We start from the raw sequence: 25711 nt of genomic DNA on the forward strand, positions 1-25711 counted from the left end.
GAAAAAAGGGGCTCCCCGCCTGTGAACTGGTCCTCGGAAGTTGGACTGGCTAACTGAAGGTTAGGCCGCGAGGGCCTGGGCTCGGTATTCGACCGGGCTCAGGCCCTCGAGCGTGGTGGAGATGCGGGTGGTGTTGTACCAGGCGAGGTAGTCGTCCAGGGCTGTGGTGAACTCCTCGACGGTGTCGAACCTGGTGTGGTGGAACAGCTCCTCCTTCACGTGGCCGAAGAAGTTTTCGGCGATCGAGTTGTCCAGGCAGTTGGCCCGGCGGGACATCGACTGCGTCAGGCCCGCGTCGTCGAGCAGAATGCGCCAGGAGGAGTGCTGGTACTGGAAGCCCTGGTCGGAGTGCACGAGGGGAGTCCTGCCGGCGGGCAGGGTGGCGATGGCCCCGCGCAGCGAGGAGTTCGTCAGCTCCAGCGTCGGGGACGGGCCGTGCGAATAGGCCACCACGGACCGGTCGAACAGGTCGATCACCGGTGACAGGTAGACCTTGCGGTCCCCGATGCGGAACTCGGTCACGTCGGTGACCCACTTCGTGTCCGGTGCCTCGGCGCCGAACCGGCGGTTCAGCACGTTCTCGGCGACCGTGCCGGTCTGCCCGAGCCAGGACCGGTACCGCCGCCGACGCCGCACCTTGCAGACCAGGCCGAGGACGTTCATCAGTTTCAGCACGGTCTTCTTGGCCACCCGCCGGCCTTGACGGGTCAGCACCGTGTGCACCCGCCGATGCCCGTAGCGGCCACGGGCCTGCTCGAACACCTCCGTGATCGCGGTCTTGAGGTCGGCGTGCGGATCGGGTCGTGTGAGCCGGGCCTGGTGGTAGAAGAACGTCGACCGGGCCAGGCCCGCGACCTCCAGCAGCACCGCCAGCGGATACTCGGCCTTGAGAGTGGCGACGACCTGTGCTTTCACCCTCGCCCCTGTTCCCTCAAGGCCCGCAATTTTTCCAGGTAGGCCACCTTCGCGGACAGCCGCAGGTTCTCGGCCCGCAACCGCTCCAGCTCACTGGGCCCGGACGGGTCCGGGGCTGCCGCCGGACGACCTTTCGGCTTGGGCCGCAAGGCGTCCTCGCCCTCACGCCGATACGCCCGCACCCAGTTCTCCACCAGCTTGGGCGAGGACAGATCATGCTCGCGCGCCAACTCGGCCGCGGTCGCCTCACCGCCCACAAACCGGCGCACGACCCCGAGCTTGAACTCGAACGTGAACGACCGCTTGCCCGGCTTGTCCATCAGCGCTCCCGCGCTCCACAGCCTCCAACGATCATGCAAGCGTCGCACCGCGGTCCTGGACACGCCCAACCGGGTCGCCACGGCCTTCGCGCCATACCCGGCCTCGAACAACGCCACAGCGGTCTCCCGCTGCCGCTCGGACAACGAACTTCCTGGATGCACCAAACCGCTCCCCGGAGAGTCGGAACTGAATTTCCAGTCCAACTTCCGGGGAGCGGTTCAGCCACGGGGAGCCCCTTTTTCGCACCCGCGTCACGGGGCGGGGCGGAACCCGGCCTTCTCGGCGTCGGCGGTGGTGCGGAACCAGACGTCCGCCCTGGTCTCCCGGAAGTTCGCCGACTCGGCGGTGAAGTAGCGGCGGCCGGTCAGCGTGGCCTTGATCTGGAACTCCGGGGCGGGCGCCTTGCCGTCGGACTTGGGCAGCACCGAGCCCGGCCCGAACGGCGAGCGCGGGTTGAAGCCCTCGGGCTGCTGGAAGCGCGTGGTGCTGGGCACCGGGCGGCCGCCGGTGCTCGGGCTGAACCCGACCGGCCTCGGCCGCACCGGGCGCGGCAGGGGCGGCGTGGCGGGCTTGGCCGAGGGCGCGGGGCTGGACGGCGCGGTCGGCGGCGCGGCGGGAGATGCGGTGGGCGGCGCGGTCGGCGTGGGCGGCACGCGCTTGCTGCCCGGCTGGCGGGTCGGGCGCTGCGGCAGGCCGTTGCCGGAGGAGGCCAGCAGCTCCGGGGCCAGCTTGGGCACGAACGGCTGGTCGTTGGTCGGGGGCGGGGTGGGCTTGGTGACCGAGGACAGCTGCTCGGCCTCCGCCTCGTCCTCCGGGTTGACCAGCGGCTCGAACAGCGACCGGGAGCGGGCGGGCTCGGGCTTCTTGTCGGCCTTCTTCTCCGGCTTGGGCTTGGGCTTGACCTCGGGCCTGGGCTCGGGCCTGGGCTTGGGCGCGGGCTCGGGTTCGGCGGCAGCGGCCTGGACGGGTGCGGCCTCGACCTTGGGCTGGGGCCTGGTCTCGGCGACCGGATCGGGCTCCGGCGTCGGCTCGGCGGGCGCGGCCTCGACCACTTCGGGCCGCTCGGCGGGCGCGGGCGGAACGGGCGCGGCCTGGACGGGCGCGGCCTGGACGGGCTCGGGCTTGGCCTGCCACGACCTGATCGGCTTGGGCTCCGCCCCCTCCACGTCCTTGGCCGCCTCGCGCCAGAAATCCGCCAGGTTGGACGCCATGGGCGACTGCTCGGACGTGCCCTGCTCGGGTGCGGCCTGCGCGGGCACCACCTGTTCGGGCCCAGCGGGCTCGGGCTCAGCGGGCTCGGGCTCGCTCTCGACGGGCTCCGGCTCGGCGTGACGGGGTTCGGCTTCCGCCTCGACCTCGCCGTGCAGGGGCGCGGTGTCGGCGGGCAGCGCGGGCTGGACAGCGGTGTCCTGCTCGGACGCGGGCGGCACGACCGGGGCCAGTCCGGCCACCTCGGTGCGCTCGGCTTCCGACTCCTCCGGCTCGACCTCGTGCCGCGGGGCCGCCGCGGGCCGCTCGACTTCACCGGAGCGCCGCTGCTCGGCCAGGAACTGCTCGAACGCGGCGTCGTCGGCACGGGCGCGGTCGGACCGGGCCGGGGGCGCGGGAACCTCGACCGGCGGGGTGATCTGGGTGGGCGCGTGGTCCTCGTCGCGGACCGCCGGGGTGATCTCGGTCGGCGCGTGGTCCTCGTCGCGCACCGCCGGGTACTCGCCGGTCAGGTCGTGGTCGGGCCACGCCTGCTCGTCGCGCGGGTGCCGGTCGACCTCGGCGATGGCCTCGGCCAGCGCGGTCGCCGGGATGAGGGTGGTCTCCTCGGACGCCGAGGGCGGCGCGGGACGCGGAGCCTCGCGCTCGACCGGCTCCTCCTCCGCCACGGGTTCGCCGCGCCACACCTCGCGCGGCTGGAACGGGGGGACCTCCGGCGGCGCGGTCGGCGCCTCGGGCACGCGGGCGACCTCGGCCACCGGCGGCAGCAGGTTGGTCTTCTCCGGACCGGCCTTCTCCGGACCGGTCTTCTCCGGGACCGCCGCCTTCTCCGGGGCTGCCTTCTCCTCGCCCGCCGCCTCCGGGGTGACATTGCCCCGAACCGCGTCCTGGGTGCGGGCCCGCTCGGTGGGGTTGAGCAGCTCGAACCGGGAGCGCGGCTCCTCGGGCTCGAACTCGGGGAAGTCGTGCTCCTCCTCGAAGTCCGACAGCGGGCGGTGCTCGTCGTCCAGCTCTTCCAGCAGCGAGTCGCGGTCGTCCAGCCGCATGCCGGACACGTCGTACAGGGGCGGGGCCTGGCGCGCGGGCCGGGTCAGCACCTCGGCGCGGGAGGAGGTGGTCCAGTCGTCGAAGTCGTCGGCGGGCGCGACGGTCGCCGGGGCGGCCACCTCGACCTGGGTGCGCTCGGCCTGGGCGCGCTCGGCTTCCGGGCGCGGCGAGAGCAGCAGGCGCTGCTCCAGGTCCTGCAGCTCGCGCTTGGCCGGGCGGACCAGCACCAGCCAGGTGAGCAGGACGCCCGCCAGGAACGACAGCAGGCTCCACAGCCACACCTGTCCGAACAGCGACACCACGGGAGACCCTCCCACCGCCAAGACCGCGTACACCCCGACACGCTCCGCCAGCGCCGGGCTCCCCGGTCGGCCAAGCGGTGCCAAACTACCCTGACCACGCGGCCGGGTGCGCCCGGCCGTCCGGACGTCCGGCCGCGATCGAATACTAGGCCGTGTCGCCCGGTCGGATGGCCGCCGGATGCGCGCGAACGGCGAACTCAGGGGTTCCGGAGGTTCAACTCGCGGGAGAGGATGGCCACCCCGGTTGGTTAACCCGATCGGTGTAGTGGGCCGCGTACAGTTGCTCCGTGCCCCCCTTGACCTCCTCCACCACGTCCCCAGCAGACGTCCGCTCACCGAATCGGGGCGTCGTCTACGGGGCCGGAGCGTACGTCCTGTGGGGCCTCGTGCCCGCCTTCTGGCCCCTGCTGCAACCGGCGGGTCCGGTGGAGATCCTGGCCCACCGCATCGCCTGGTCACTGGCGTTCATGCTGCTGATCACCGCCGTGCTGCGGCGGTGGCGCGCGCTGCGCGGGCTGTCGTGGCGCGGTTGGGGCATGGTGGCGGCGGCGTCGGCGCTGATCGCGGTGAACTGGGGCGTCTACATCCACGCGGTCAACACCGGCCACGTGGTCGAGGCCGCGCTCGGGTACTTCATCAACCCGCTGGTGAGCGTGCTGCTGGGGGTGGTCGTGCTGCGCGAGCGCCTGCGGGCGCTCCAGGGTGCGGCGATCGCGATCGCCGTGCTGGCGGTCGTGGTGCTGGCCGTGGACTACGGGCGGCTGCCGTGGATGTCGCTGGTCCTGGCCTGCTCGTTCGGCGTGTACGGGTTGATCAAGAAGACCGTGCCGCTGGACTCGACGGCCAGCCTGACCGCCGAGAGCGTCGTGCTGGCCCCCGTCGCCGTGGGCTACCTGGTCTGGCTCGGACCGGCGGGCACGTTCCTCGACCTGGGTGCCGGGCACGCGCTGCTGCTGGCCTCCGCAGGCCTGGTGACCGCGATCCCGCTGATGCTGTTCGGCGCGGGCGCCCGGCGCGTCCCGCTGATCACCATGGGCATGCTGCAGTACCTCGCGCCGGTCCTCCAGTTCGCCTGGGGCGTGTTCGTCAAGCACGAGCCGATGCCCGCGTCCCGCTGGTTCGGCTTCGCCCTGGTGTGGGTGGCCCTGGCCGTGTTCACCACCGACGCCCTGCGCTCGCGCAGGCGCAAGCCGCACCTGCTCGCGTCGGTGGAGTAGCGCGCGTCGGGTGGTGGTTACCGGCCCCGGCGGGGGCGTCGGGTAGTACTTGCAGGCGTCAGTGGGTGCGGGTGACGACGTACTCGCTGACGGATTCGAGGGCGTCCCGCGCGGTGCCCTCGGGCAGCGGCGCGAGCAGGGCGCGAGCCCGGTCGGCGTACTCGTCCAGGGTGTGGCGGGCCCGCCGCAGGCCGGACGAGGCGCGCAGCAGCTCCAGCGCCTCGACGACCTCCGCGTCGTCGGTGATCGGACCCGCCAGCAGGGCGGCCAGCCGCGAGTCCGGCTCGTCCTGCAGCGCGTAGAGCATCGGCAGCGTCTTCACGCCCTCGCGCAGGTCGGTGCCGGGCGTCTTGCCGGACTCCTCCGACGGCGAGGCGATGTCGATGACGTCGTCGGAGATCTGGAACGCCGCGCCGATCACCTCGCCGTACGCGCTGAGCGCCTCGACCTGCTCGGGGGTGGCGTCGGAGAACATCGCGCCGAAGCGGGCGGCGGTGGCGATCAGCGAGCCGGTCTTCTCCGCGATCGTGGTCAGGTAGTGCTCGACCGGGTCCTCGCCCTCGCGCGGGCCCACGGTTTCGCGCATCTGGCCGGTGACCAGCTCGCTGAAGGTCTCGGCGATGATCCGGGCCGCGTCCGTGCCCAGGTCCGCCACCAGCGCCGAGGCGTGCGCGAACAGGTAGTCGCCGGTGAGGATGGCGATGCTGTTGTCCCACTTGGCGTTGGCCGAGGCCGCGCCGCGGCGCATGGTGGCCTCGTCCATCACGTCGTCGTGGTAGAGCGTGGCCAGGTGGGTCAGCTCCACCACGGCCGCCGCCTTGAGCACGCTCTCCCGGTCCCAGGTGGTGCCGAACTGCGCGGAGAGGATCGTGAACAGCGGGCGGATGCGCTTGCCGCCCGCGTCCACCAAGTGCAGGGACGTCTCCACGACCGGGTGGAACTCGCTGCGCACGGCCTTGCGCAGCAGCTCCTCCACCTCGGACAGCCCGCCCTCAACCAACTCCGCGAGCACGGGGTCCGCAAACCGGAACCCCGTCCCCGCCCGCTCGCTACTGGTCACAGCCGAAAGCCTACGTACCGGCTAGAAGACGAACTGGCCGGACCCCGCCCAATCGAGGGCGAAAGCCGGGTAGACGCCCAGCAGCAGCGTCATCGCCGCGCCGAGGGTGATGGCGACCGTGGTGAACGCGCCCGGCACGCTGACCGTGGGGCCGTCGGCCGCGGGCTCGCTGAAGTACATCAGCACGATCACCCGCAGGTAGAAGAACGCGGCCACCGCGCTGGCCACCAGCGCGATCACCACCAGCGGCGCCATGCCCTGCTGCACCGCCGCCGCGAACACCACGAACTTGCCGACGAAGCCGCTGGTGAGCGGGATGCCCGCGAGGGCGAGCAGGAGGAACGTGAACACGCCCGCGACCACCGGCGACCGCTTGGCCAGCCCCGCCCACTGGGACAGGTGGGTGGCCTCGCCCTCGCCCGTGCGCACCAGGCTGACCACGCCGAACGCGGCGATCGTGGTGAAGCCGTAGGCCAGCAGGTAGAACATCGTGCCGGACAGGCCCTCGTCGGACAGCGTGATGGAGCCGACCAGCAGGAAGCCCGCGTGCGCCACCGAGGAGTAGGCGATCATCCGCTTCACGTCGGTCTGGGTCAGGCCCAGCACCGCGCCGATCACCATGGACGCGATGGCCACGCCCCACAGCACGCCGTTCCACTCCCAGCTGGAGCGCTCGAAGGCCACGAACAGCACCCGCAGGATGCCGCCGAACGCGGCCACCTTGGTGCAGGCGGCCATGAACGCGGTCACCGGCGTGGGCGCGCCCTGGTAGACGTCCGGGGTCCAGGCGTGGAACGGGCCGACCGACGCCTTGAACAGCAGGCCCACCACCAGCAGGCCGAAGCCCGCGTACAGCAGCGTGTCCGACCGGTCGGTGCCCGCGGTGGCGGTGGCGATGTCGGCCAGCTTCACCGAGCCCGAGTAGCCGTACAGCAGCGCCACGCCGTAGAGGAAGAACGCCGACGCGAACGCGCCGAGCAGGAAGTACTTCACCGCGGCCTCCTGCGACAGCAGGCGGCGACGGCGGGCCAGGCCGCACAGCAGGTACAGCGGCAGGGACAGCACTTCCAGCGCGATGAACATGGTCAGCAGGTCGTTCGCCGCGACGAAGACCAGCATGCCGCCGAGCGCGAACAGGGTCAGCGGGAAGACCTCGGTCTGCATCCCGAACCGGCCCGCCCGCGCGCGGTCCTGCGGCGTGCCGGGCGGCACCGCCGCGTCGGAGACGAACGCGCCGCCGGGCTCGACCGAGCGGTCGGCGATGAGCAGCACCGCGCCCAGCCCCAGCACCAGCAGGGTGGCCCACAGGAACAGCACCGGCCGGTCCACCGCGATGGTGCCCGCGAAGGTCACCGTGCCGCGCTCGGGGTTGTCCTCCGCTGCCGCGTAGCCGATCAGCGAGGCGCCCGCCGCGGCGAGCGTGAGCAGGGTGAGCACGACCTGGGCCGCCCACCGCTGCGCCTTGGGCAGGAACGCCTCCAGCAGCACGCTGAGGCAGGCCGCGCCGAGCACGATCAGCACCGGCGCGACCGCCGCGTAGTCGATCTCCGGCGCTTGCAGCCGTTCTGCCTGGGCGAGGATCGTCACGTCACTTGCCTTCCTGCGCGACCGGGTCGGCCACCCCGACCTCGCTGAGCGTCGCCCCGACCGACGGGGTGATCACGTCCAACACCGGCTTCGGGTAGAAGCCGAGCACCAAGATCAGCGCTACGAGCGGGGCCAGCACGGCCAGCTCGCGCTTGCCCAGGTCGGGCAGGGCGGCCCGCTCCGGGTCGACCGCCGCGCCGGGGCCGCCGGTGGCGTCGACCAGCGCGGTGCCGCGCACCGGGCCCTGGAAGACCCGCTGGTACAGCCACAGCACGTACAGCGCGGCCAGCACCATGCCCACCGCGGCCAGCACGGTGAACACCGGCTCGTTGGGGAAGGAGCCGACCAGCACCAGGAACTCGCTGACGAACGAGTTGGTGCCGGGCAGCGCCAGCGACGACAGACCGGCCACGAAGAACAGGCCCGCCAGCACCGGGGTCAGCTTCGCCATGCCGCCGTAGTCCTCGATCAGGCGCGACCCGCCCCGTGCCATCACCATGCCGACGACCAGGAACAGCATGCCGGTGGAGATGCCGTGGTTGACCATGTAGAGCACCGCGCCCGCGCCCGCCTGCGAGCTGAACGCGAAGATGCCCAGCGCGATGAAGCCGAAGTGGGCGATCGAGGTGTAGGCCACGAACCGCTTCATGTCCGACTGGCCAACCGCCAGCAGCGAGCCGTACAGGATGCCGATCACGGCCAGCACCAGCACCAGCGGCGCGAGCTCCTGGCTGGCCAGCGGGAACAGCGGCAGGCAGTAGCGCAGGAAGCCGAACGTGCCGATCTTGTCCAGGATGCCGACCAGCAGCACGCCCGCGCCCACCGGCGCCTCGGCGCCCGCGTCGGGCAGCCAGGTGTGCAGCGGCACCAGCGGCGCCTTGATCGCGAACGCCGCGAAGAAGCCCAGGAACAGCCAGATCTGGGTGGACAGCGGCAGGTCGCGGGTCACCGTGACCAGGGTGGCCCAGTCCATCGTGCCCTCGCCGAGCTTGTCGGCGGCGGCGACGTAGACGCCGATCACCGACGCCAGCATCACCAGGCCGCCCAGCAGCGAGTAGAGGAAGAACTTCATCGCCGCGTACTGCCGGTTCGGCCCGCCGAAGCGGCCGATCAGGAAGTACATCGGGACCAGCACGGCCTCGAAGAACACGTAGAACAGGAACACGTCGGTGGCCGCGAACACGCCGACCATGCCGGTCTGCATGGCCAGCAGCAGCGCGAAGAACCCGCCCGCGCTGCGGCCCTCGGGCAGCTTGTCCGCCCACGAGCCGCCGATGACCACCGGCACCAGGAACGCGATGAGCGCGATCATCACCAGCGCGATGCCGTCCACGCCCAGCGACAGGCGCACGCCGAAGGCGGGGATCCACTCCACCGAGCTGGTCAGCTGCAGGCGGGCGCCGTCCGGGTCGTAGGCGACCCAGGCCAGCACCGCGAACACCAGCTCCACCAAGGAGACCGCGAGCGCGACCAGCTTGGCGAGCCGGTCGTTGCCCCGCAGGAAGGCCACCACCAGGCTGCCGGCCAGCGGCAGCAGGAGCAGCGCGATCAGCGTCCAGCTCACGAGAACCTCACCATCAGCAGCGCGCCCAGGACGCAGATCGCGCCCAGGAGCATGGAGAGCGCGTACGAGCGCACGAACCCGGTCTGCAACCGGCGCAGCCGGCCCGAGCTACCGCCCAGCAGCGCCGCGGTCCCGTTGACCAGGCCGTCGACGCCCTTGTTGTCCACGAACACCAGCGCGCGGGTGAGCCAGGTGCCCGGCCGCGCGAACAGCGCCTCGTTGAGCGCGTTGCCGTACAGGTCGGCGCGCGCGGCGCGGACCGGGAACGACACCCGCTCGGGTCGCCGCACCGGCTGGGGCTTGCGGCCGAACAGCAGCCACGCCACCAGCACGCCCAGCGCGGACAGGCCCAGGGTCAGGAAGTTGACCGCGGTGTGGCCCAGCACGCCGTGCTGCTCCTGCAGCTCGCCCAGCGACGGGGCCAGCCAGCCCGCCAGGTTGTCGCCGGAGGAGAAGAAGAAGCCCGCGCCGACCGAGCCGAACGCCAGCACGATCATCGGCACCGTCATGCTCAGCGGCGACTCGTGCGGGTGGTACTCGCGGCCGTCCTCGGACTTGAGCTCCTTCCAGCGCGGCTGCCCCAGGAACACCAGCAGCAGCAGGCGGGTCATGTAGAACGCGGTGATCGCCGCGCCCAGCGCGGCCACGCCGCCGAAGACCCAGCCGCGCCAGCCCTCCTGGGAGAACGCCGCGGCGATGATGGCGTCCTTGGAGAAGTAGCCGGACAGGAACGGGAAGCCGATCAGCGCCAGGTAGCCCAGCGTCCAGGTGACGAAGGTGATCGGCATGAGCTTGGCCAGCCCGCCCATCCGGCGGATGTTGCCCTCGTCGTTCATGCCGTGCATGACCGAACCGGCGCCGAGGAACAGCCCGGCCTTGAAGAAGCCGTGGGTCAGCAGGTGCATGATGCCCAGCGCGTAGCCCAGCGGCCCCAGGCCCACGGCCAGGATCATGTAGCCGATCTGGCTGACCGTGGAGTAGGCCAGGACCTTCTTGAAGTCGTCGTAGGCGCAGCCGATGACGCACCCGATCAGCAGCGTGAACGCGCCGATGATCATGACGACCAGGCGGCCGTCGGCGCTGAGGTTGTAGATCGGGTTCGAGCGGGCGATGAGGTACACGCCCGCGGTGACCATGGTGGCCGCGTGGATCAGCGCGGAGACCGGCGTGGGACCGGCCATCGCGTCGGGCAGCCACGCCTGCAGCGGGAACTGGCCGGACTTGCCGCACGCGCCGAGCAGCAGCAGCAAGGTGATCGCCAGCACCTCGGCCGAGGACAGCTCGCCGACGCGGGCGAAGACCTCGGTGTACTGGGTGGTGCCCAGCTCCTTGAACATGATGAAGATGGCGATCGCCAGGCCCAGGTCGCCGACCCGGTTCATCAGGAACGCCTTCTTCGCCGCCGAGGCGGCCTCCGGCTTGTGCTGGTACCAGCCGATGAGCAGGTAGGAGGCCAGGCCCACGCCCTCCCAGCCGAAGTACAGCGTCACGAAGCCGTTGCCCAGCACCAGCAGCAGCATCGCGGCGACGAAGAGGTTGAGGTAGGCGAAGAACCGCCGCCTGCCCGCCTCGTGCGCCATGTAGCCGATCGAGTAGATGTGGATCAGGGACCCGACACCGGTGATCAGCAGGACGAAGGTCAGCGACAGCGGGTCCAGCCGCAGCGCGAACTCCACGGTGAGCGCGTTGACCGGCACCCAGTCGAACAGGTGCAGCTCGCTGGTGCGCGCCTCGGGGCTCTGCCCCAGCGTGGTGAAGAACAGCGCGGCGCCGTAGACGAACGTGGCGATGACCGTGGCGCAGCCCAGCAGGTGTCCCCACCGGTCGGTGCGCTTGCCACCGAGCAGCAGCACCGCCGCGCCGAGCGCGGGCAGGGCGAGCAACAGCCAGGCGAGACCCGCGATCCCGCTGGCGGCAACAGGTTCCGTCACCGGTGACCCCTCAGTACTTCAGCAGGTTGGAGTCGTCGACCGAGGCCGAGCGACGCGTCTTGAAGATCGCCATGATGATCGCCAGGCCGACCACGACCTCGGCCGCGGCCACGACCATCACGAAGAACGCCATGACCTGGCCGTCCAGCTCGCCGTTGATGCGGGCGAACGTGACCAGGCTGAGGTTCACCGCGTTGAGCATCAGCTCCACGCACATGAACACCACGATGGCGTTGCGCCGCACCAGGACACCGACCGCGCCGAGGCTGAACAGCAGCGCGGACAGCAGCAGGTAGTAGGTAGGGGTCACGACTCTCCCTTGAGCGCGCGCGCGTCGGGCCGGTGACCGGTGCCGGAGACCTCGGCGACGTCGTCGTCCAGGCGCTCCTTCGCGGTCGGCTCGACGATCTCGGACAGCGACTCGCGCGCCACCGAGCCGTCGGGCAGCAGCGCGGGCGTGGCCACCGAGTTGGCGGTGGCGAACACGCCGGGGCCGGGCAGCGAGCCGGGGCGCTCGCCCCGGAAGCGCTCCTCGACCAGCTCGCGCTGGGTCTTGCGGGTCTGCTTGGCGCGCGAGGCGAACGCCAGCACCATCGCGCCGATCGCGGCGGTGATCAGCAGCGCCGAGGTCAGCTCGAAGGGGAACAGGTAGTCGGTGAACAGCAGCTGGCCGATGTTGGCCACGTTGCCGCCGTTGGTGGTGTTCGGGGTGACCAGGCCGACCGGGGTGACGTCGGTGAGCGCGCGGCCCAGCGCGCCCACCACCAGGCCCGCGAAGCCGATGCCCAGCACCGTGGCGGCGAACCGCTGGCCGCGCAGCACCTCCACCACCGAGTCGGAGCTGTCCCGGCCGACCAGCATCAGCACGAACAGGAACAGCATCATGATCGCGCCGGTGTAGACGATGATCTGCACGAAGCCGAGGAACGGCGCCTGCTGGACCATGTAGAGCACGCCGAGGCTGAGCATGGTCAGCACCAGCCACAGCGCCGAGTGCACCGCGTTGCGGGCGAACAGCATCCCCAGCGCGCCCGCCAGCGCGAGCGGTCCGAGGACCCAGAACGCGACCGCCTCGCCGGTGGTGACGGTGTCGGCCACCTGCTGGGTGATCCCCGGCTGGGCCAGGAGCGTGAGGCTCACTTGCGCGCCTCCTCTGACCCGGTCTCCACCGTCGCGCCCTTGGGCACCCCGGCCTCGCGCGCCAGCGCCGGGCCGTTGACGTAGTAGTCCTGCTCGTTCTCGCCCAGCCGCATGGGGTGCGGCGGCTGCTCCATGCCGGGCAGCAGCGGGGCGAGCAGGTCCTCCTTGGTGAAGATCAGCTTCTGCCTGCTGTCGTCGGCCAGCTCGTACTCGTTGGTCATGGTCAGCGAGCGGGTCGGGCAGGCCTCGATGCACAGGCCGCAGCCGATGCAGCGCAGGTAGTTGATCTGGTAGTCGGCGCCGTAGCGCTCACCGGGCGAGTAGCGCTCGTCCTCGGTGTTGTCGCCGCCCTCGACGAAGATCGCGTCCGCCGGGCAGGCCCAGGCGCACAGCTCGCAGCCGACGCACTTCTCCAGCCCGTCCGGGTGCCGGTTGAGCTGGTGGCGGCCGTGGAACCGCGGCGCGGTGACCTTCTTGACCTCGGGGTACTCCTCGGTGACGACCTTCTTGAACATCGTCCCGAAGGTCACGCCGAAGCCCTTGACGGGATCAAGCATCCCCATCGCCAGCCTCCTTGCCGGTGGTTACTGCAGCGGGTTCCTTGGGCAGCCGCGCCACTTCGACGTCGCGGCGGCGCGGGGGCGCCTTGGGCACGGCCAGGTCCAGCGGCGGCACGGGGAAGCCGCCGCCGGTGACCGGCACCGCGTTGGGGTCGCGCTCCTCGCGCCGGTCCGGCAGCAGGAAGGCGATCAGCAGCACGGCGGCCAGCACCGCGCCGAACACCGCCAGCACCGTGCCGGTGGCCAGGCCGCCCGCCTCGATCTCCTGGCGGACGTAGCGGGCGAAGGCCACCGCCACGAACCACACCAGCGCGATCGGGACCAGGAACTTCCAGCCCAGCCGCATGAACTGGTCGTAGCGCAGGCGGGGCAGCGTGCCGCGCAGCCAGATGAACAGGAACAGGAAGGCCAGCGTCTTGAGCACGAACCACAGCAGGCCGAACCAGCCGCTGTTGAGCAGGTGGTCGTCGCCGACGAACGGGAAGCGCCAGCCGCCCAGGAACAGCGTGGTGGCCAGCGCCGAGACGGTGACCATGTTGATGTACTCGGCGAGGAAGAACAGCGCGAACTTCAGCGAGCTGTACTCCGTGTGGAAGCCGCCGACCAGCTCCGACTCGGCCTCGGGCAGGTCGAAGGGGGCGCGGTTGGTCTCGCCGACCATGGAGATCACGTAGATCGCGAAGCTGACCGGCAGCAGGTAGAAGTACCAGCCGCCCGCCTGGGCCTCGACGATGTCGGCGGTGGACAGCGAGGCGGAGTTCATCACCACGGCCACGATCGACAGGCCCATCGCGATCTCGTAGGAGATCACCTGCGCGGCCGAGCGCAGCGCGCCCAGCAGCGGGTAGGGCGAGCCGGAGGCCCAGCCGGACAGCACGATGCCGTAGACGCCGACCGAGGAGCAGGCCAGCACCACCAGCACGCCCACCGGCAGGTCGACCAGCTGCAGCGCGGTGCGCTCGCCGAAGATGGAGACCTCGCCGCCGATCGGGATGACCGCGAAGGCCAGGAACGCGGGCACGCAGGAGATCACCGGGGCCAGGAAGTAGACCCACTTGTCGGCCAGTACCGGCCGGATGTCCTCCTTGAACGCCAGCTTCAGCCCGTCGGCCAGCGACTGCAGCCAGCCGCCGGGGCCGACCCGGTTGGGGCCGGGCCGCTGCTGCATCCGCGCGACGACCTTGCGCTCCCAGTTGATCATGAACAGGGTCATCACCACGAGGAACGCGAAGATCCCCACGACCTTGACGATGATCAGCCAGAGCGGGTCGTCCGCGAGCAGTTCCGCTGTCTTGCTCATGCGTTGCCTCCGGGGGAAACAGCCACCACCGAGCCGTGGCCCGCGGCCAGGGAGCGCCGCACCGCGACCGCGCCCGAGTTGCCGGGCAGCCACACGACGCCGTCGGGCAGGTCGGCCGCCTCGACCGGCAGCACCACCGCGCCGCGCTCGGTGGCGACGGTGATCTCACCGCCCAGCACCACGCCCAGCGACTGGGCGGTGGCCTCGGACAGCTTGGCCACCACCGGCCGGGCGGTGCCCGCCAGGTTCGGCTCGTCGTCCTGCAGCGACCCGTTGTCCAGCAGCCGCCGCCAGGTGGCCAGCACGGCCTGCCCGGCCTTGGGCTGGCTCAGCAGCGGCGCGGGCACGGTCGGCGCGGCGGCCCGCACGGTGGCCGCGCCCAGCCGCTCCAGGTCGGCCGCCGCGGCGGCCGGGGTCTGGGTGAACAGGTCGGCGTCCATCTCCACGGCCAGGGTGTCCAGCACCCGGCCGTCGGGCAGCGCGCCGGTGCCCTCCAGGGTGGTGGCGAACGGGCGGCGGCGGCCCTCCCAGTTGAGGTAGCTGCCGGACTTCTCCACCGCCGGGGCGACCGGCAGCACCACGTCGGCGTGCGCGGTGACCGCGCTGTGCCGGATCTCCAGGCTGACCACGAACGGCGCCCGCGACAGCGCCCGCTCGGCCAGCGCCGGGTCGGGCAGGTCGAACGGGTCGACCGCGCCCACGACCAGCGCGTCCAGCTCGCCGCTCGCGGCGGCGGTGAGGATGCCGGTGGTGTCGCGGCCCGGCGCGGCGGGCAGCGCGCCCGGCTCCAGGCCCCACGACCGCTCCACGTGCGCCCGCGCGTCCGCGTCGGTGACCAGGCGGGCGCCCGGCAGCAGGGTGGGCAGCAGGCCGGTCTCCAGCGCGCCGCGCTCGCCCGCGCGGCGGGGCACCCAGGCGACCCGCGCGCCGGTCCGCCCGGCCAGCGCCGCGACCGCGGAGAACAGGCCGGGCACCTCGGCGGCGCGCTCGCCGACCAGGATCACCGAGCCGGGCTTGGCCAGCTCCTCGACCACGTCGGGGGCGTGCTCGGGCAGCGCGTTCAGCGCGGCGGGCTCGCCGCCGGGCACGCACGCCAGCAGCGTGCCGTTGGTCTTCTCCACCGCGGGGGTGGTGAACTGGCCCAGGTGGAAGACCTTGGCGCGGTGCTTGCGCACGGCCTTGCGCAGCCGCAGGAAGACGATCGGCGACTCCTCCTCCGGCTCGAAGGCCACCAGCAGGGCGGCCGGGGCCGCCTCGACGCCCTTGTAGGTCACCCCGCCGTTGTCCGGCGTGGCGCCCAGCACCGAGCTGGTGAGGAACTCCAGCTCCTCGGCCGAGTGCGGCCGGGCGCGGAAGTCGACGTCGTTGGTGCGCAGCGCGATCCGGGCGAACTTCGAGTAGGCGTAGGCGTCCTCGACGGTCAGCCTGCCGCCCGCCAGCACCGCCGCGCCCCGGCCGTCGCGGGCCTTGGCCAGCCCCTCGGCGGCCACCTGCAGCGCCTCGGTCCAGGACGACTCGCGCAGCTCGCCGGACTCCCGGTCGCGCACCAGCGGCCGGGTGATCCGGTCGGCGGCGGTGGCGTAGCGGAACGCGAAGCGGCCCTTGTCGCAGGTCCACTCCTCGTTGACCTCGGGCTCGTCGCCCGCCAGCCTGCGCTGCACCTTGCCGCGCCGCCAGTCGGTGCGGGTCGAGCAGCCCGACGCGCAGTGCTCGCACACGCTGGGCGTGGACACCAGGTCGAACGGCCGCGCCCGGAACCGGTACGCGGCGCTGGTCAGCGCGCCCACCGGGCAGATCTGGATGGTGTTGCCGGAGAAGTAGCTCTGGAACGGCTTCTCCTGCGCCACGCCGATCTGCTGCTGCGCGCCGCGCTCCAGCAGCTCGATGAACGGGTCGCCCGCGACCTGCGCGGAGAACCGGGTGCAGCGCTGGCACAGCACGCACCGCTCGCGGTCGAGCAGCACCTGCGTGGAGATCGGGATGGGCTTGGGGAAGGTCCGCTTGCGCTCGTGGAAGCGGGAGTCCGCCCGGCCGTGCTTCATCGCCTGGTTCTGCAGCGGGCACTCGCCGCCCTTGTCGCAGATCGGGCAGTCCAGCGGGTGGTTGATCAGCAGCAGCTCCATCACGCCCTGCTGCGCCTTGTCCGCCACCGGCGAGGTCAGCTGGGTCTTGACCACCATGCCGTCGGCCACGGTCATGGTGCAGGAGGCCTGCGGCTTGGGCATGGGCCGCCCGCCCATCTCCACCTCGACCAGGCACTGCCTGCACGCGCCCGCCGGGTCCAGCAGCGGGTGGTCGCAGAACCGCGGCACCACGATGCCCAGCCGCTCGGCGGTCCGGATGAGCAGCTCGCCCTTGGGCGCGACGACCTCCACGCCGTCGATGACGAGCTTCACGTGGCCCTCGGGGACCACGACCTCCGAGCTCTTGTCAGGGGCGATCGTCATGCGCTTGCTCCCGCCAGTTCGGTGGCCTCGTACTTGGCGTTCTGGTCGCACAAGGCCAGGAACTCGTCCTTGAAGTACTTGATGCCGCTGGTGATCGGGCTGACCGCGCCGTCACCCAGGGCGCAGAACGAGCGACCCAGGATGTTGTCGCAGACGTCGAGCAGCGTGTCGATGTCGCTGGGGGTGCCCTCGCCGCGCACCATCCGCTGCAGGATCTGCACCAGCCAGTAGGTGCCCTCGCGGCACGGGGTGCACTTGCCGCACGACTCGTGCTTGTAGAACTCGGTCCACTTCATGACCGCCCACGGCACGGACACGGTCTCGTTGAACACCTGCACGGCGGTGGTGCCCAGCATCGAGCCCGCCTCGGCCGCGCCCTCGAAGTCCAGCGGCACGTCCAGGTGCTCGGCGGTGAACAGCGGGGTGGACGAGCCGCCCGGCGTCCAGAACTTCAGCGGGATGCCGTCCTTCATGCCGCCCGCCAGCTCCAGCAGCTGCCGCAGCGTGGTGCCCATCGGCGCCTCGTACTGGCCGGGCTTCTCCACGTGGCCGGAGATCGAGTAGATCTTCGGCCCGGGCGAGCGCTCGCGGCCCATGGTGCGGAACCAGTCCGCGCCGCCGTTGACGATGTAGGGGACGCTGGCGATGGTCTCCACGTTGTTGACCACGGTCGGCGAGGCGTACAGGCCCGCGGTGGCCGGGAACGGCGGCTTGAGCCGGGGCTGGCCCCGGCGGCCCTCCAGCGAGTCCAGCAGCGCGGTCTCCTCGCCGCAGATGTAGGCGCCCGCGCCCGCGTGCACCACCACGTCGAGGTCGAAGCCGCTGCCCAGGATGTCCTTGCCCAGGTAGCCCGCCGCGTAGGCCTCCTTGACCGCCGCGTTGAGCCTGCGGATGCAGTGCAGCACCTCGCCGCGCACGTAGATCGCGGCGAAGTTCGCCCGGATCGCGTACGAGGTGATGATGATGCCCTCGATCAGCGAGTGCGGGTCGGCCATCATCAGCGGGATGTCCTTGCAGGTGCCCGGCTCGCCCTCGTCGGCGTTGATGACGAGGTAGTGCGGCTTGCCGTCGCCCTGCGGGATGAAGCCCCACTTCATGCCGGTGGGGAAGCCCGCGCCGCCGCGACCGCGCAGCCCGGAGTCCTTGCACTGCTGGATGATCTGGTCGGGGTGGGCGGCCAGCGCCTTGCGCAGCGCCGTGTACCCCTCCAGCTGCTCGTAGGTCTTCAGCGTCCACGAGCGCGGCGACAGCCAGCGCTTGGTCAGGACGGGAGTCAGTTGGTCGACCACGTCACCCTCCCCTACTTCTTCTCCGGCAGCGGCGGGAACTCCGCGTGGTCCGGCATGGCCGGGGCGGTCCACCCGCGCTCGGCGGCGATCCTGGCCCCGCGAACGGTCTCCGGCGCGGCCGACGGGCCGTCCAGGTCCGCCTCCCGCCCCTCGAAGAAGCCCGCGAGCTGGAGCTCGGCCTGCCGGAAGTCGGTCAGCGGCGCACCGCGGGTGGGGTTCGGCTTCTCCCCCGCCTGCAGCGCCTTGACCAGCTCCAGCGCCTTCTCCGGCGTCTGGTTGTCGAAGAACTCGTAGTTGACCTGCAGCACCGGCCCCAGGTCGCACGCGGCCAGGCACTCGGCGTGCTCCAGGGTGATCGAGCCGGGCGCGCCCGGCTCGCCCGAGGTCTCCTCGTGGCCCAGCGGCTTGCCGTCGCTGCCCAGGTGCTCGCGCAGCTTGGCGTAGATGGCGTCACCGCCCAGCGCCGCGCACAGCGTGTTGGTGCACACGCTGACCAGGTGCTCGCCGCAGGGGCGGCGCTTGTACATGGTGTAGAAGGTGGCCACCGCGCTGACCTCGGCCGCGGTCAGGTCCAGCAGGTCCGCGCAGAACGCGATGCCCGCCTGGCTGACGTGGCCCTCCACCGACTGCACCAGGTGCAGCATCGGCAGCAGCGCCGAGCGCGGCACCGGGTAGCGCGCGATGATCTCCCGCGCGCGCTGCTCGGTCAGCTCGTCGAACACGCTGGTGTCGGCGGGGGTCTCCTGGACCAGCCGCTGCGTCTCGACGGGGTCCAGCGGCGAGGCCGCGTAGACCTCTTCGGAAGTGCTCATCGGTCACAACCACCCATCACCGGGTCGATAGAGGCCACCGACGCGATGACGTCGGCGACCATGCCGCCCTCGCACATCGCGGGCATCGACTGGAGGTTCACGAAGCTGGGTTCGCGCACGTGCACGCGCATCGGCCGGGTGCCGCCGTCGGAGACCAGGTGGTAGCCCAGCTCGCCGCGCGGCGACTCGATCGGCACGTACACCTGGCCCGGCGGGACCCGGAAGCCCTCGGTGACCAGCTTGAAGTGGTGGATCAGGGACTCCATGGACTGACCCATGATCTTGCGCACGTGCTCCAGCGAGTTGCCCATGCCGTCCGGGCCGATGGTCAGCTGCGCGGGCCAGGCGATCTTGGCGTCCTCCACCATGACCGGGCCGGGGGCCAGCTTGTCCACCGCCTGCCGGATGATCTTGAGCGACTGGTGGATCTCCTCCACCCGCAGCCGGTAGCGGGCGAACGAGTCGGCCTCGGTGGCCGTGGGCACCTCGAACTCGTACTGCTCGTAGCCCGAGTACGGCTCGACCTTGCGCAGGTCCCACGGCAGGCCCGCGGAGCGCAGCACCGGACCGGTCACGCCCAGCGCCAGGCAGGCGTCCACCGGCAGGTAGCCCACGCCCGCCAGGCGGTTGCGCCAGATCGGCTGGCCGGTGAGCAGCTTGTCGTAGTCCGGCAGCCGGGAGTCCATCACCCGGATGAACTCGCGGATGCGGTCCTCGGCGCCCTGCGGCAGGTCCTGCGCCACGCCGCCGGGGCGGATGAAGGCGTGGTTCATCCGCAGGCCGGTCAGGAACTCCAGCAGGTGCAGCACTTCCTCGCGCTCGCGGAAGCCGGCGGTCATGCCGGTCAGCGCGCCCAGCTCCATGCCGCCGGTGGCCAGCGCCACCAGGTGCGAGCTGATCCGGTTGAGCTCCATCAGCAGCACCCGGATGACCTGGGCGCGCTGCGGCGCGGTCACGCCCAGCAGCTTCTCCACCGCCAGGCAGTACGCGGCCTCGTTGTGCAGCGGCGCCAGGTAGTCCATGCGCGTCACGAACGTGACGCCCTGGGTCCAGGTGCGGTACTCGCAGTTCTTCTCGATGCCGGTGTGCAGGTAGCCGATGACGCTGCGGGCCTGGGTGACGGTCTCGCCCTCCAGCTCCAGCACCAGCCGCAGCACGCCGTGCGTGGACGGGTGCTGCGGGCCCAGGTTCATGACGATGCGCTCGTCGCCCGCCGCCTCGGCCAGCACCTCGTCCCAGTCGCCGCCGGTGACCGTGTAGACCCGGCCCTCGGTGGTCTCGCGGGACTCGGCGTAGGGGTCGCCGCCCTGGTTGGCGTCGTACGAGTCGCTGTCACGGCCGGGACCGCTGGTGTCGGTGCCCGTGGTGACGTCGGAAAGCCGTTCGCTCATGAGTAGGACCGCCTCTGGTCTGGCGGGGGGATCTCCGCGCCCTTGTACTCCACCGGGATGCCGCCGAGCGGGTAGTCCTTGCGCTGCGGGTGGCCGTCCCAGTCGTCCGGCATGAGGATGCGGGTCAGCCCAGGGTGGCCGTCGTAGACGATGCCGAACATGTCCCAGGCCTCGCGCTCCTGCCAGTCCGCCGTCGGGTAGACCGCGACCACGCTGGGCACGTGCGGGTCGTCCAGCTCGACCGCGACCTCCAGCCGGATGCGCCTGCGGTAGGTCATCGAGGTCAGGTGGTAGACCGAGTGCAGCCGCTGCGGGGCCTCGGGGCCGTAGTCCACGCCGGAGACCGAGCTGCACAGCTCGAACCGCAGCGCCGGGTCGTCGCGCAGGATGCGGGCGACCTCGACCAGGTGCTCGCGACGCAGGTAGAAGGTGATCTCGCCGCGGTCGACGGTGATCTGCTGGACCGTGTCGGCGGGCAGGCCCCGCTCCCGGATCGCGGCCAGCAGCTCGTCGGCGACCTCGTCGAACCAGCCGCCGTAGGGGCGCTCCGAGGGCGCGGCCACGTGCGCGGGCAGCTTCAGGCCGCCGAAGCCGGAGGTGTCGCCGCTGCCGGACACGCCGAACATGCCGGTGCGGTTGCGCCCCGCGACCACGCCGCCGCGCTCCAGGTGCTCCTCGTGCTCGGCCTCGCCCATGCTCGCCGAGCTGAGCGCCTCGGGGTGCTTGTTGTCGTCGTCAGCCATGCCGCTCACTTCTTCGCAAAGCGCTGGGAGGACGGGATGAGCTCGGTGCGGTGGCCCTGCTCGGCCAGCAGCGCGGCCCTGGTCGGCCCCAGCGGCTCGTCCATGATCTTCGCGTGGATCTTGAGGATCGCGTCCATCAGCATCTCCGGCCGCGGCGGGCAGCCCGGCAGGTACATGTCGACCGGCACGACGTGGTCCACGCCCTGCACGACCGCGTAGTTGTTGAACATGCCGCCGCTGGAGGCGCACACGCCCATGGCGAGCACCCAGCGCGGCTCGGGCATCTGGTCGTAGATCTGGCGCAGCACCGGCGCCATCTTGTTGGTCACCCGGCCCGCGACGATCATCAGGTCGGCCTGGCGCGGCGAGGCGCGGAAGACCTCCATGCCGAACCGCGCGAGGTCGTAGCGCGGGCCGCCGGTGGTCATCATCTCGATCGCGCAGCAGGCCAGGCCGAAGGTGGCAGGCCACAGCGAGGACTTGCGGGTCCAGTTGACCAGCTTCTCGACGCTGGTCAGCAGGATGCCGTTGGGGAGCTTCTCCTCGAGACCCATGATTCCCTCAGTTCCAGTCCAGGCCGCCGCGACGCCACACGTAGGCGTAGGCGAAGCCGACCGTCGCGATGAACAGGGCGATCTCCACCAGGCCGAACAGGCCGAGCCGGTTCGCGGAGACCGCGAAGGGGTAGAGGAACACCATCTCGATGTCGAACAGGATGAACAGCATCGCCGTCAGGTAGTAGGCGACCGGCATCCGGCCGCCGCCCACGATCGGCTGCGGCGACGGCTCGATCCCGCACTCGTAGGCGTCGAGCTTGGCCCGGTTGTAGCGGCGGGGGCCGATGTAGGGCGCGGCCGTCACCGAGAACAGCGCGAACGCCGCGGCGAGGGCGAACATCAGTACGAGGGGGAGGTAGGGGTCAAGCACGCTCCGTCGTCCTTTCCTCGCTGTCACGGCGCTGTGAACCGCTGACTGTTGCGCACCCTAAAGGGTGTTCTTGCCGCCTCCGGAAGTTAGGCGGGCCTAACAATCCGCAGGTCGCTTGTGAAACACTTCACAAGCCATCCCACTCGGTTGTGAAGTGATTCACAAGACCGCCAGCTAGTGTAGAACGTCACACAGAGGCCTGACGCACACCCCCGGCTATGTGCCTGACCTGCGGGTTCAACGGTGTGCGACGGGGCTCACAGCGGCCCCCGGACGCTCCCGCCCGCCGGTCGCGACGATGATCACCACCAGTGCGCCGGCATTAGTCCGTTCAGGTGAGCACGCCAGTCGGTCCGCGTCTCATTTCGCAGCGGTATCCGCAGCCCGTTTATCTGGTGATTGTCGAAAATGGCGAATTCCCGGACGATGCCGCCGAGAGGCACGTCTGCGCAGCTCAACGGCCTGCGCGAAGGTGTGGTGGATCACCAGGGCGAAGGCGGTGCCGAGTGGCCTGGGACACGTCCGAAACGACTGCGGAACGTGAGGATCGGTCAAAAAAGATCGACCGGACCGGTGGTCCGCTCAGGCGGGCCACCGGTCCGGTCGCGCGGTCCCGCTCAGGCCGTGGGGGCCAGCTTCGTCGCGGCGGTGATGACGCGGTCGAACGCGTCGCCGTCCTTCGGGTCGTACAGCCCCGCCAGCAGCTTGAGCACCAGCCGCATCAGCGTCTTGCGCGGCAGCCCGTACTTGGTGGCGGTGCGCATGATGGTGGGGTTGCCGATCAGCTTGCTGAAGATGTTGCCCAGCCGGTAGTAGCTGCCCAGCGCCTGCTCGATGCGCACCGGGTAGCCGTGCAGCGCCCGCTCCCGGCTCGCGCCCTCCGGCCTGGCCAGCGCCTGCACGACGCTCTCCGCGGCGATCCTGGCCGACTCCATCGCGTAGCCGATGCCCTCGCCGTTGAACGGGTTGACCATGCCGCCCGCGTCGCCCACCAGCAGCAGGCCGTCGCGGTAGTGCGGCTTGCGGTTCAGGCCCATCGGCAGCGCCGCGCCGCCGATCCGGCTGGTCGCGTTCTCCTCGCGGAAACCCCACTCCTCCGGGGTGCCGTCCAACCACGACCGCAGCAGCGCGCGGTAGTCGGTGGTGCCGTACGCCTTGGACGTGGACAGGATGCCCAGGCCGACGTTGACCGTGCCGTCGCCCATGCCGAAGATCCAGCCGTAGCCGGGCAGCAGCACGTCGTTGGCGCGGTCCCACAGCTCCAGGTGCGACTCCAGGTAGTCGTCCTTGGTGCGCGGGCTGGCGTAGTAGCGGCGGACCGCCACGCCCATCGGCTTGGCGTCGTCCTTCTGGATGCCCACCGACAGCGCCAGCCGCGCGGACACCCCGTCGCAGCCCAGCACCAGCGGCGCGCGGTAGGTCACCGGCTTGCGGTCGGGGCCGACCTTGGCGGTGACGCCGACCACCCGGCCGCGCTCGACCACCGCGCCGGTGACGTTGGTCTGCTCCAGCAGCCGGGCGCCCGCCTGCTGCGCGGTGCGGGCCAGCATCTCGTCGAAGTCCTGGCGCGGGCGCACCACGCCGTAGGGCGGGAACGTGGCCAGCTCCGGCCAGTCCAGCTCCAGCGTGACGCCGCCGCCGACCACCCGCAGGCCGCGGTTGTGCAGCCAGCCCGCCTCCTCGCGGGTGTCGATGCCCAGGTCGATGAGCTGCTTGACGCCGCGCGGGGTGAGCCCGTCGCCGCAGACCTTCTCGCGGGGGAAGCTGCCCTTCTCCAGCAGCAGCACGTCCAGGCCCGCGCGAGCCAAGTAGGTGGCCGCGGTGGAGCCCGCCGGGCCCGCGCCCACCACGATCACCTCGGCGTCCTCGCCTGCCTTGCGGCGGCTGGGAGTCGTCATCCCCGCTCCTTGTGCACGTGTTCACAAAGTCCAGGCGCGAGTCTACTTGCGCCCGATAACACCACCCACCTGCTCACGCCCACTCCAAGGCGCCTGCAAGTACTACCCGACACCCCCTCCGGGGGCCGCTATCCACCACCCGACCCCCACCCGTCCCACCGGATCAGGTGACGCACCCCGGGACCACCCCGCGAGGCCGCCCCGGCGGCGCGGCGATCAGGGCTTCGTGGCGCGGTGCAGCGCGACCATGCCGCCGGTGAGGTTGAACCAGGCCACGTCCTCCCAGCCCGCCTTGGCGATGATCTCGCCGAGGGCCCGCTGGTCCGGCCACGCGCGCATCGACTCGGCCAGGTAGTGGTACGCCTCCGGGTTGGACGACACGAACCGGCCGATGAAGGGCAGGATGCGCAGCAGGTAGCGCATGTAGACGTACCGGAACGGGCGGAACGTGGGCGTGGAGACCTCGCAGATCATCAACCGCCCGCCGGGCCGCACCACGCGGGCCATCTCGCGCAGCGCGGCCTCCGTGTCGGAGAAGTTGCGCAGCCCGAAGGACACCGTGACCGCGTCGAACGCGCCGTCGGCGAAGGGCAGGTGCAGCGCGTCGGCGGCCACCTTCGGCACCGGCCGGTGCGCCCCGCCCCGCAGCATCCCCAGCGAGAAGTCAGCGGCCACGCACCACGCGCCCGAGGACGCGTACTCGACCGTCGACACGGCCGTGCCCGCCGCCAGGTCCAGCACCTTCTCCCCCGGCCGGGTGTCCAGCACCCGCCTGCTCCACTCCCGCCAGCGCCGGTCGAACCCCAGTGTCATGACCGAGTTCGTCCGGTCGTAGCCCTTGGCCACGCCGTCGAACATCTCGGCGACCTCGCGGGGGTTCTTGTCCAGACCTGCACGCGCCATGGGGGAAGACTAGGTGACACCCCGCGAGCCCGGCACACCGCGCGCGTCACGCGCCCGAGCACGGCGAGCCGCGTCCCCGATCGGTGCCGGAACGCGCGATTCACGGGATGATGAGTCCACGCGGGCGTGACAACTCGGGGAACGGCCGCCCAAATCCGCGCGTCAGGGGCGACGTTGGTCCCCGCTTCACCTGGAGGACGTGTCTCGGACACCGAGGGCGGTGACACTAATGCGGCATGACCGTCTTGTCGTCCCGACCCGTCCAGCCCGTCGACCCCGCGCTGGTGTCGATAGCGCTCGAAGTCGCGGGAGGTCTGGCCAACGACGCCTCCGACGTCATCATGGCCACCGCGGGCCGAGGCGCCAGGCCGGGCGCCGAGGACGGCTCGCCGTTCGACTGGGTCACCGACACCGACCGCACCCTGGAGCGGCACACCCGGCGCGTGCTGGCCAAGGAGTTCCCCACCATCCCGGTGTTCTGCGAGGACTCCGACGCCGGGGTGACCGGGGACGCCGAGTACCGCTGGGTGGTCGACCCGGTGGACGGCGGCGCGAACTACGTGGCCGGGATGCCCTGGTGCGCCTACAGCCTGGCGCTGGTGGACCGCTGGGGGCCGGTGGTCGGCGTGGTGGCCGACCCGTACCGGGCGCAGATCTACGCGGCGGCGCGGGGGCGCGGGATGCGCGCCAACGGGATGCCGGTGAAGCTGCCCGACCGGGCGCGCAGCTCGATCGTGTGCACCGAGATGACGCGCACCGGGCCGTGGCCGGGGATGGGCGAGTTCATCTCCCACGCGGCGGCGGCGGGCACCTGGGTGCGCGTGCTGGGGTCCAAGGCGCTGGCCGTGGCCCAGGTGGCGCTGGGGCACGCGGCGGCGGCCGTGCTGCACACCTACCACGAGTGGGACGTCGCCGGAGCGGTGGCGCTGGCCGTGGAGTCGGGCGCGACGGTCCTGGACCGGCGGGGCGCGGACGCGCCGCTGCCGGTGGACGGGCTGCTGGTGGCCATGCCGGAGGTGGCCGAGGAGGTGCTGGGCTGGTGGCAGTCCTCGACGAGCCGGTAGACAGCGCTGCTCCGAATGCACTACAGTGATCCTCGCCAGCCCCAATAGGGGCTGGAAGTGAACCCGGTTCACCGGCCGGACGAC

Annotated in this window: 22 protein-coding genes; 2 read left to right on the forward strand and 20 right to left on the reverse strand. The window is 71.4% G+C overall.

Features of this window, described 5'->3' with window-relative positions; genetic code table 11:
• Positions 1-60: 60 nt before the first annotated feature.
• The 3 genes from JOF41_RS28070 to JOF41_RS28080 all read right to left on the reverse strand — a co-directional run bounded on the left by JOF41_RS28070 (position 61) and on the right by JOF41_RS28080 (position 3791).
• The gene (locus JOF41_RS28070) at positions 61-915 is read right to left on the reverse strand and encodes an IS3 family transposase (RefSeq protein ID WP_307867550.1); all 855 of its coding nucleotides are present in this window, start codon (positions 913-915) and stop codon (positions 61-63) included.
• On the reverse strand, positions 912-1379 hold the full coding sequence (locus JOF41_RS37425; protein ID WP_244989712.1) for a helix-turn-helix domain-containing protein: 468 nt from the start codon (positions 1377-1379) through the stop codon (positions 912-914). The genes JOF41_RS28070 and JOF41_RS37425 overlap by 4 nt, the downstream gene beginning before the upstream one ends.
• Positions 1380-1487: 108 nt before the next feature.
• Positions 1488-3791, reverse strand: coding sequence for a sunset domain-containing protein (locus JOF41_RS28080; protein WP_209623084.1), 2304 nt, complete (start codon positions 3789-3791; stop codon positions 1488-1490).
• Positions 3792-4081: 290 nt separating this feature from the next.
• Here JOF41_RS28080 and rarD point away from each other — a divergent pair, with 290 nt between their 5' ends.
• On the forward strand, positions 4082-5011 hold the full coding sequence (gene rarD / locus JOF41_RS28085; RefSeq protein ID WP_209623086.1) for an EamA family transporter RarD: 930 nt from the start codon (positions 4082-4084) through the stop codon (positions 5009-5011).
• Between the two features lie 58 nt (positions 5012-5069).
• On the opposite strand, the gene JOF41_RS28090 is transcribed toward rarD, so the two are convergent.
• From JOF41_RS28090 to JOF41_RS28170, 17 genes are all read right to left on the reverse strand, one after another.
• Complete coding sequence (locus JOF41_RS28090) at positions 5070-6071, reverse strand: polyprenyl synthetase family protein (RefSeq protein ID WP_189224087.1); 1002 nt, start codon at positions 6069-6071, stop codon at positions 5070-5072.
• 21 nt (positions 6072-6092) lie between these two features.
• Positions 6093-7658, reverse strand: a complete 1566-nt coding sequence (gene nuoN, locus JOF41_RS28095) for an NADH-quinone oxidoreductase subunit NuoN (RefSeq protein WP_209623088.1) — start codon at positions 7656-7658, stop codon at positions 6093-6095.
• 1 nt (position 7659) lies between these two features.
• Positions 7660-9222, reverse strand: a complete 1563-nt coding sequence (locus JOF41_RS28100) for an NADH-quinone oxidoreductase subunit M (protein WP_189224086.1) — start codon at positions 9220-9222, stop codon at positions 7660-7662.
• Positions 9219-11153 (reverse strand): NADH-quinone oxidoreductase subunit L, encoded by a 1935-nt coding sequence (gene nuoL / locus JOF41_RS28105; protein WP_372448498.1) that lies wholly within the window; start codon positions 11151-11153, stop codon positions 9219-9221. Before nuoL ends, JOF41_RS28100 begins: the two co-directional genes overlap by 4 nt.
• 10 nt (positions 11154-11163) lie before the next feature.
• The gene (gene nuoK, locus JOF41_RS28110) at positions 11164-11463 is read right to left on the reverse strand and encodes an NADH-quinone oxidoreductase subunit NuoK (protein ID WP_189224085.1); all 300 of its coding nucleotides are present in this window, start codon (positions 11461-11463) and stop codon (positions 11164-11166) included.
• A complete protein-coding gene (locus JOF41_RS28115) occupies positions 11460-12293 on the reverse strand; it encodes an NADH-quinone oxidoreductase subunit J (protein WP_229795785.1) in 834 nt (277 codons plus the stop codon). The genes nuoK and JOF41_RS28115 overlap by 4 nt, the downstream gene beginning before the upstream one ends.
• Positions 12290-12856 carry an NADH-quinone oxidoreductase subunit NuoI gene (gene nuoI / locus JOF41_RS28120; RefSeq protein ID WP_189224084.1) on the reverse strand — a complete coding sequence of 189 codons (567 nt, stop codon included), beginning with the start codon at positions 12854-12856 and terminating at the stop codon, positions 12290-12292. The genes JOF41_RS28115 and nuoI overlap by 4 nt, the downstream gene beginning before the upstream one ends.
• Positions 12843-14153, reverse strand: a complete 1311-nt coding sequence (gene nuoH / locus JOF41_RS28125) for an NADH-quinone oxidoreductase subunit NuoH (protein ID WP_189224083.1) — start codon at positions 14151-14153, stop codon at positions 12843-12845. Before nuoH ends, nuoI begins: the two co-directional genes overlap by 14 nt.
• On the reverse strand, positions 14150-16600 hold the full coding sequence (locus JOF41_RS28130; protein ID WP_209623090.1) for an NADH-quinone oxidoreductase subunit G: 2451 nt from the start codon (positions 16598-16600) through the stop codon (positions 14150-14152). The genes nuoH and JOF41_RS28130 overlap by 4 nt, the downstream gene beginning before the upstream one ends.
• Positions 16597-17889, reverse strand: a complete 1293-nt coding sequence (nuoF, locus tag JOF41_RS28135; RefSeq protein WP_189224082.1) for an NADH-quinone oxidoreductase subunit NuoF — start codon at positions 17887-17889, stop codon at positions 16597-16599. The genes JOF41_RS28130 and nuoF overlap by 4 nt, the downstream gene beginning before the upstream one ends.
• An 11-nt stretch (positions 17890-17900) precedes the next feature.
• Positions 17901-18701 carry an NADH-quinone oxidoreductase subunit NuoE gene (gene nuoE, locus JOF41_RS28140; protein ID WP_229795777.1) on the reverse strand — a complete coding sequence of 267 codons (801 nt, stop codon included), beginning with the start codon at positions 18699-18701 and terminating at the stop codon, positions 17901-17903.
• The gene (locus JOF41_RS28145) at positions 18698-20092 is read right to left on the reverse strand and encodes an NADH-quinone oxidoreductase subunit D (RefSeq protein WP_189224081.1); all 1395 of its coding nucleotides are present in this window, start codon (positions 20090-20092) and stop codon (positions 18698-18700) included. The genes nuoE and JOF41_RS28145 overlap by 4 nt, the downstream gene beginning before the upstream one ends.
• On the reverse strand, positions 20089-20787 hold the full coding sequence (locus JOF41_RS28150; protein WP_229795842.1) for an NADH-quinone oxidoreductase subunit C: 699 nt from the start codon (positions 20785-20787) through the stop codon (positions 20089-20091). The genes JOF41_RS28145 and JOF41_RS28150 overlap by 4 nt, the downstream gene beginning before the upstream one ends.
• A 53-nt stretch (positions 20788-20840) precedes the next feature.
• Positions 20841-21389: a NuoB/complex I 20 kDa subunit family protein gene (locus tag JOF41_RS28155; protein ID WP_189224079.1), complete on the reverse strand. Its 549-nt coding sequence runs from the start codon at positions 21387-21389 to the stop codon at positions 20841-20843.
• A gap of 7 nt (positions 21390-21396) precedes the next feature.
• Positions 21397-21762 carry an NADH-quinone oxidoreductase subunit A gene (locus JOF41_RS28160; protein ID WP_189224078.1) on the reverse strand — a complete coding sequence of 122 codons (366 nt, stop codon included), beginning with the start codon at positions 21760-21762 and terminating at the stop codon, positions 21397-21399.
• Between the two features lie 617 nt (positions 21763-22379).
• The gene (locus tag JOF41_RS28165; RefSeq protein WP_189224077.1) at positions 22380-23660 is read right to left on the reverse strand and encodes a geranylgeranyl reductase family protein; all 1281 of its coding nucleotides are present in this window, start codon (positions 23658-23660) and stop codon (positions 22380-22382) included.
• Positions 23661-23876: 216 nt separating this feature from the next.
• Positions 23877-24563: a demethylmenaquinone methyltransferase gene (locus tag JOF41_RS28170; protein ID WP_189224076.1), complete on the reverse strand. Its 687-nt coding sequence runs from the start codon at positions 24561-24563 to the stop codon at positions 23877-23879.
• Between the two features lie 236 nt (positions 24564-24799).
• Between JOF41_RS28170 and JOF41_RS28175 the strand changes: the two genes are divergently transcribed.
• Positions 24800-25627, forward strand: a complete 828-nt coding sequence (locus JOF41_RS28175) for an inositol monophosphatase family protein (RefSeq protein ID WP_189224075.1) — start codon at positions 24800-24802, stop codon at positions 25625-25627.
• The last annotated feature ends 84 nt before the right edge of the window (positions 25628-25711 follow it).

Source organism: Saccharothrix coeruleofusca, assembly GCF_017876325.1.
Lineage (GTDB): Bacteria > Actinomycetota > Actinomycetes > Mycobacteriales > Pseudonocardiaceae > Actinosynnema > Actinosynnema coeruleofuscum.

Excerpts from the sequence above, each read along its gene's own strand:
- JOF41_RS28150 (WP_229795842.1), bottom strand. The coding sequence starts at position 20,787 with ATGGGCGAGGCCGAGCACGAGGAGCACCTGGAGCGCGGCGGCGTGGTC.
- JOF41_RS28145 (WP_189224081.1), bottom strand. The coding sequence starts at position 20,092 with ATGAGCGAACGGCTTTCCGACGTCACCACGGGCACCGACACCAGCGGT.
- JOF41_RS28165 (WP_189224077.1), bottom strand. The coding sequence starts at position 23,660 with ATGACGACTCCCAGCCGCCGCAAGGCAGGCGAGGACGCCGAGGTGATC.
- nuoI (WP_189224084.1), bottom strand. The coding sequence starts at position 12,856 with ATGGGGATGCTTGATCCCGTCAAGGGCTTCGGCGTGACCTTCGGGACG.
- JOF41_RS28175 (WP_189224075.1), top strand. The coding sequence starts at position 24,800 with ATGACCGTCTTGTCGTCCCGACCCGTCCAGCCCGTCGACCCCGCGCTG.
- nuoE (WP_229795777.1), bottom strand. The coding sequence starts at position 18,701 with ATGAGCACTTCCGAAGAGGTCTACGCGGCCTCGCCGCTGGACCCCGTC.
- JOF41_RS28155 (WP_189224079.1), bottom strand. The coding sequence starts at position 21,389 with ATGGGTCTCGAGGAGAAGCTCCCCAACGGCATCCTGCTGACCAGCGTC.
- JOF41_RS28130 (WP_209623090.1), bottom strand. The coding sequence starts at position 16,600 with ATGACGATCGCCCCTGACAAGAGCTCGGAGGTCGTGGTCCCCGAGGGC.
- JOF41_RS28170 (WP_189224076.1), bottom strand. The coding sequence starts at position 24,563 with ATGGCGCGTGCAGGTCTGGACAAGAACCCCCGCGAGGTCGCCGAGATG.
- nuoH (WP_189224083.1), bottom strand. The coding sequence starts at position 14,153 with ATGAGCAAGACAGCGGAACTGCTCGCGGACGACCCGCTCTGGCTGATC.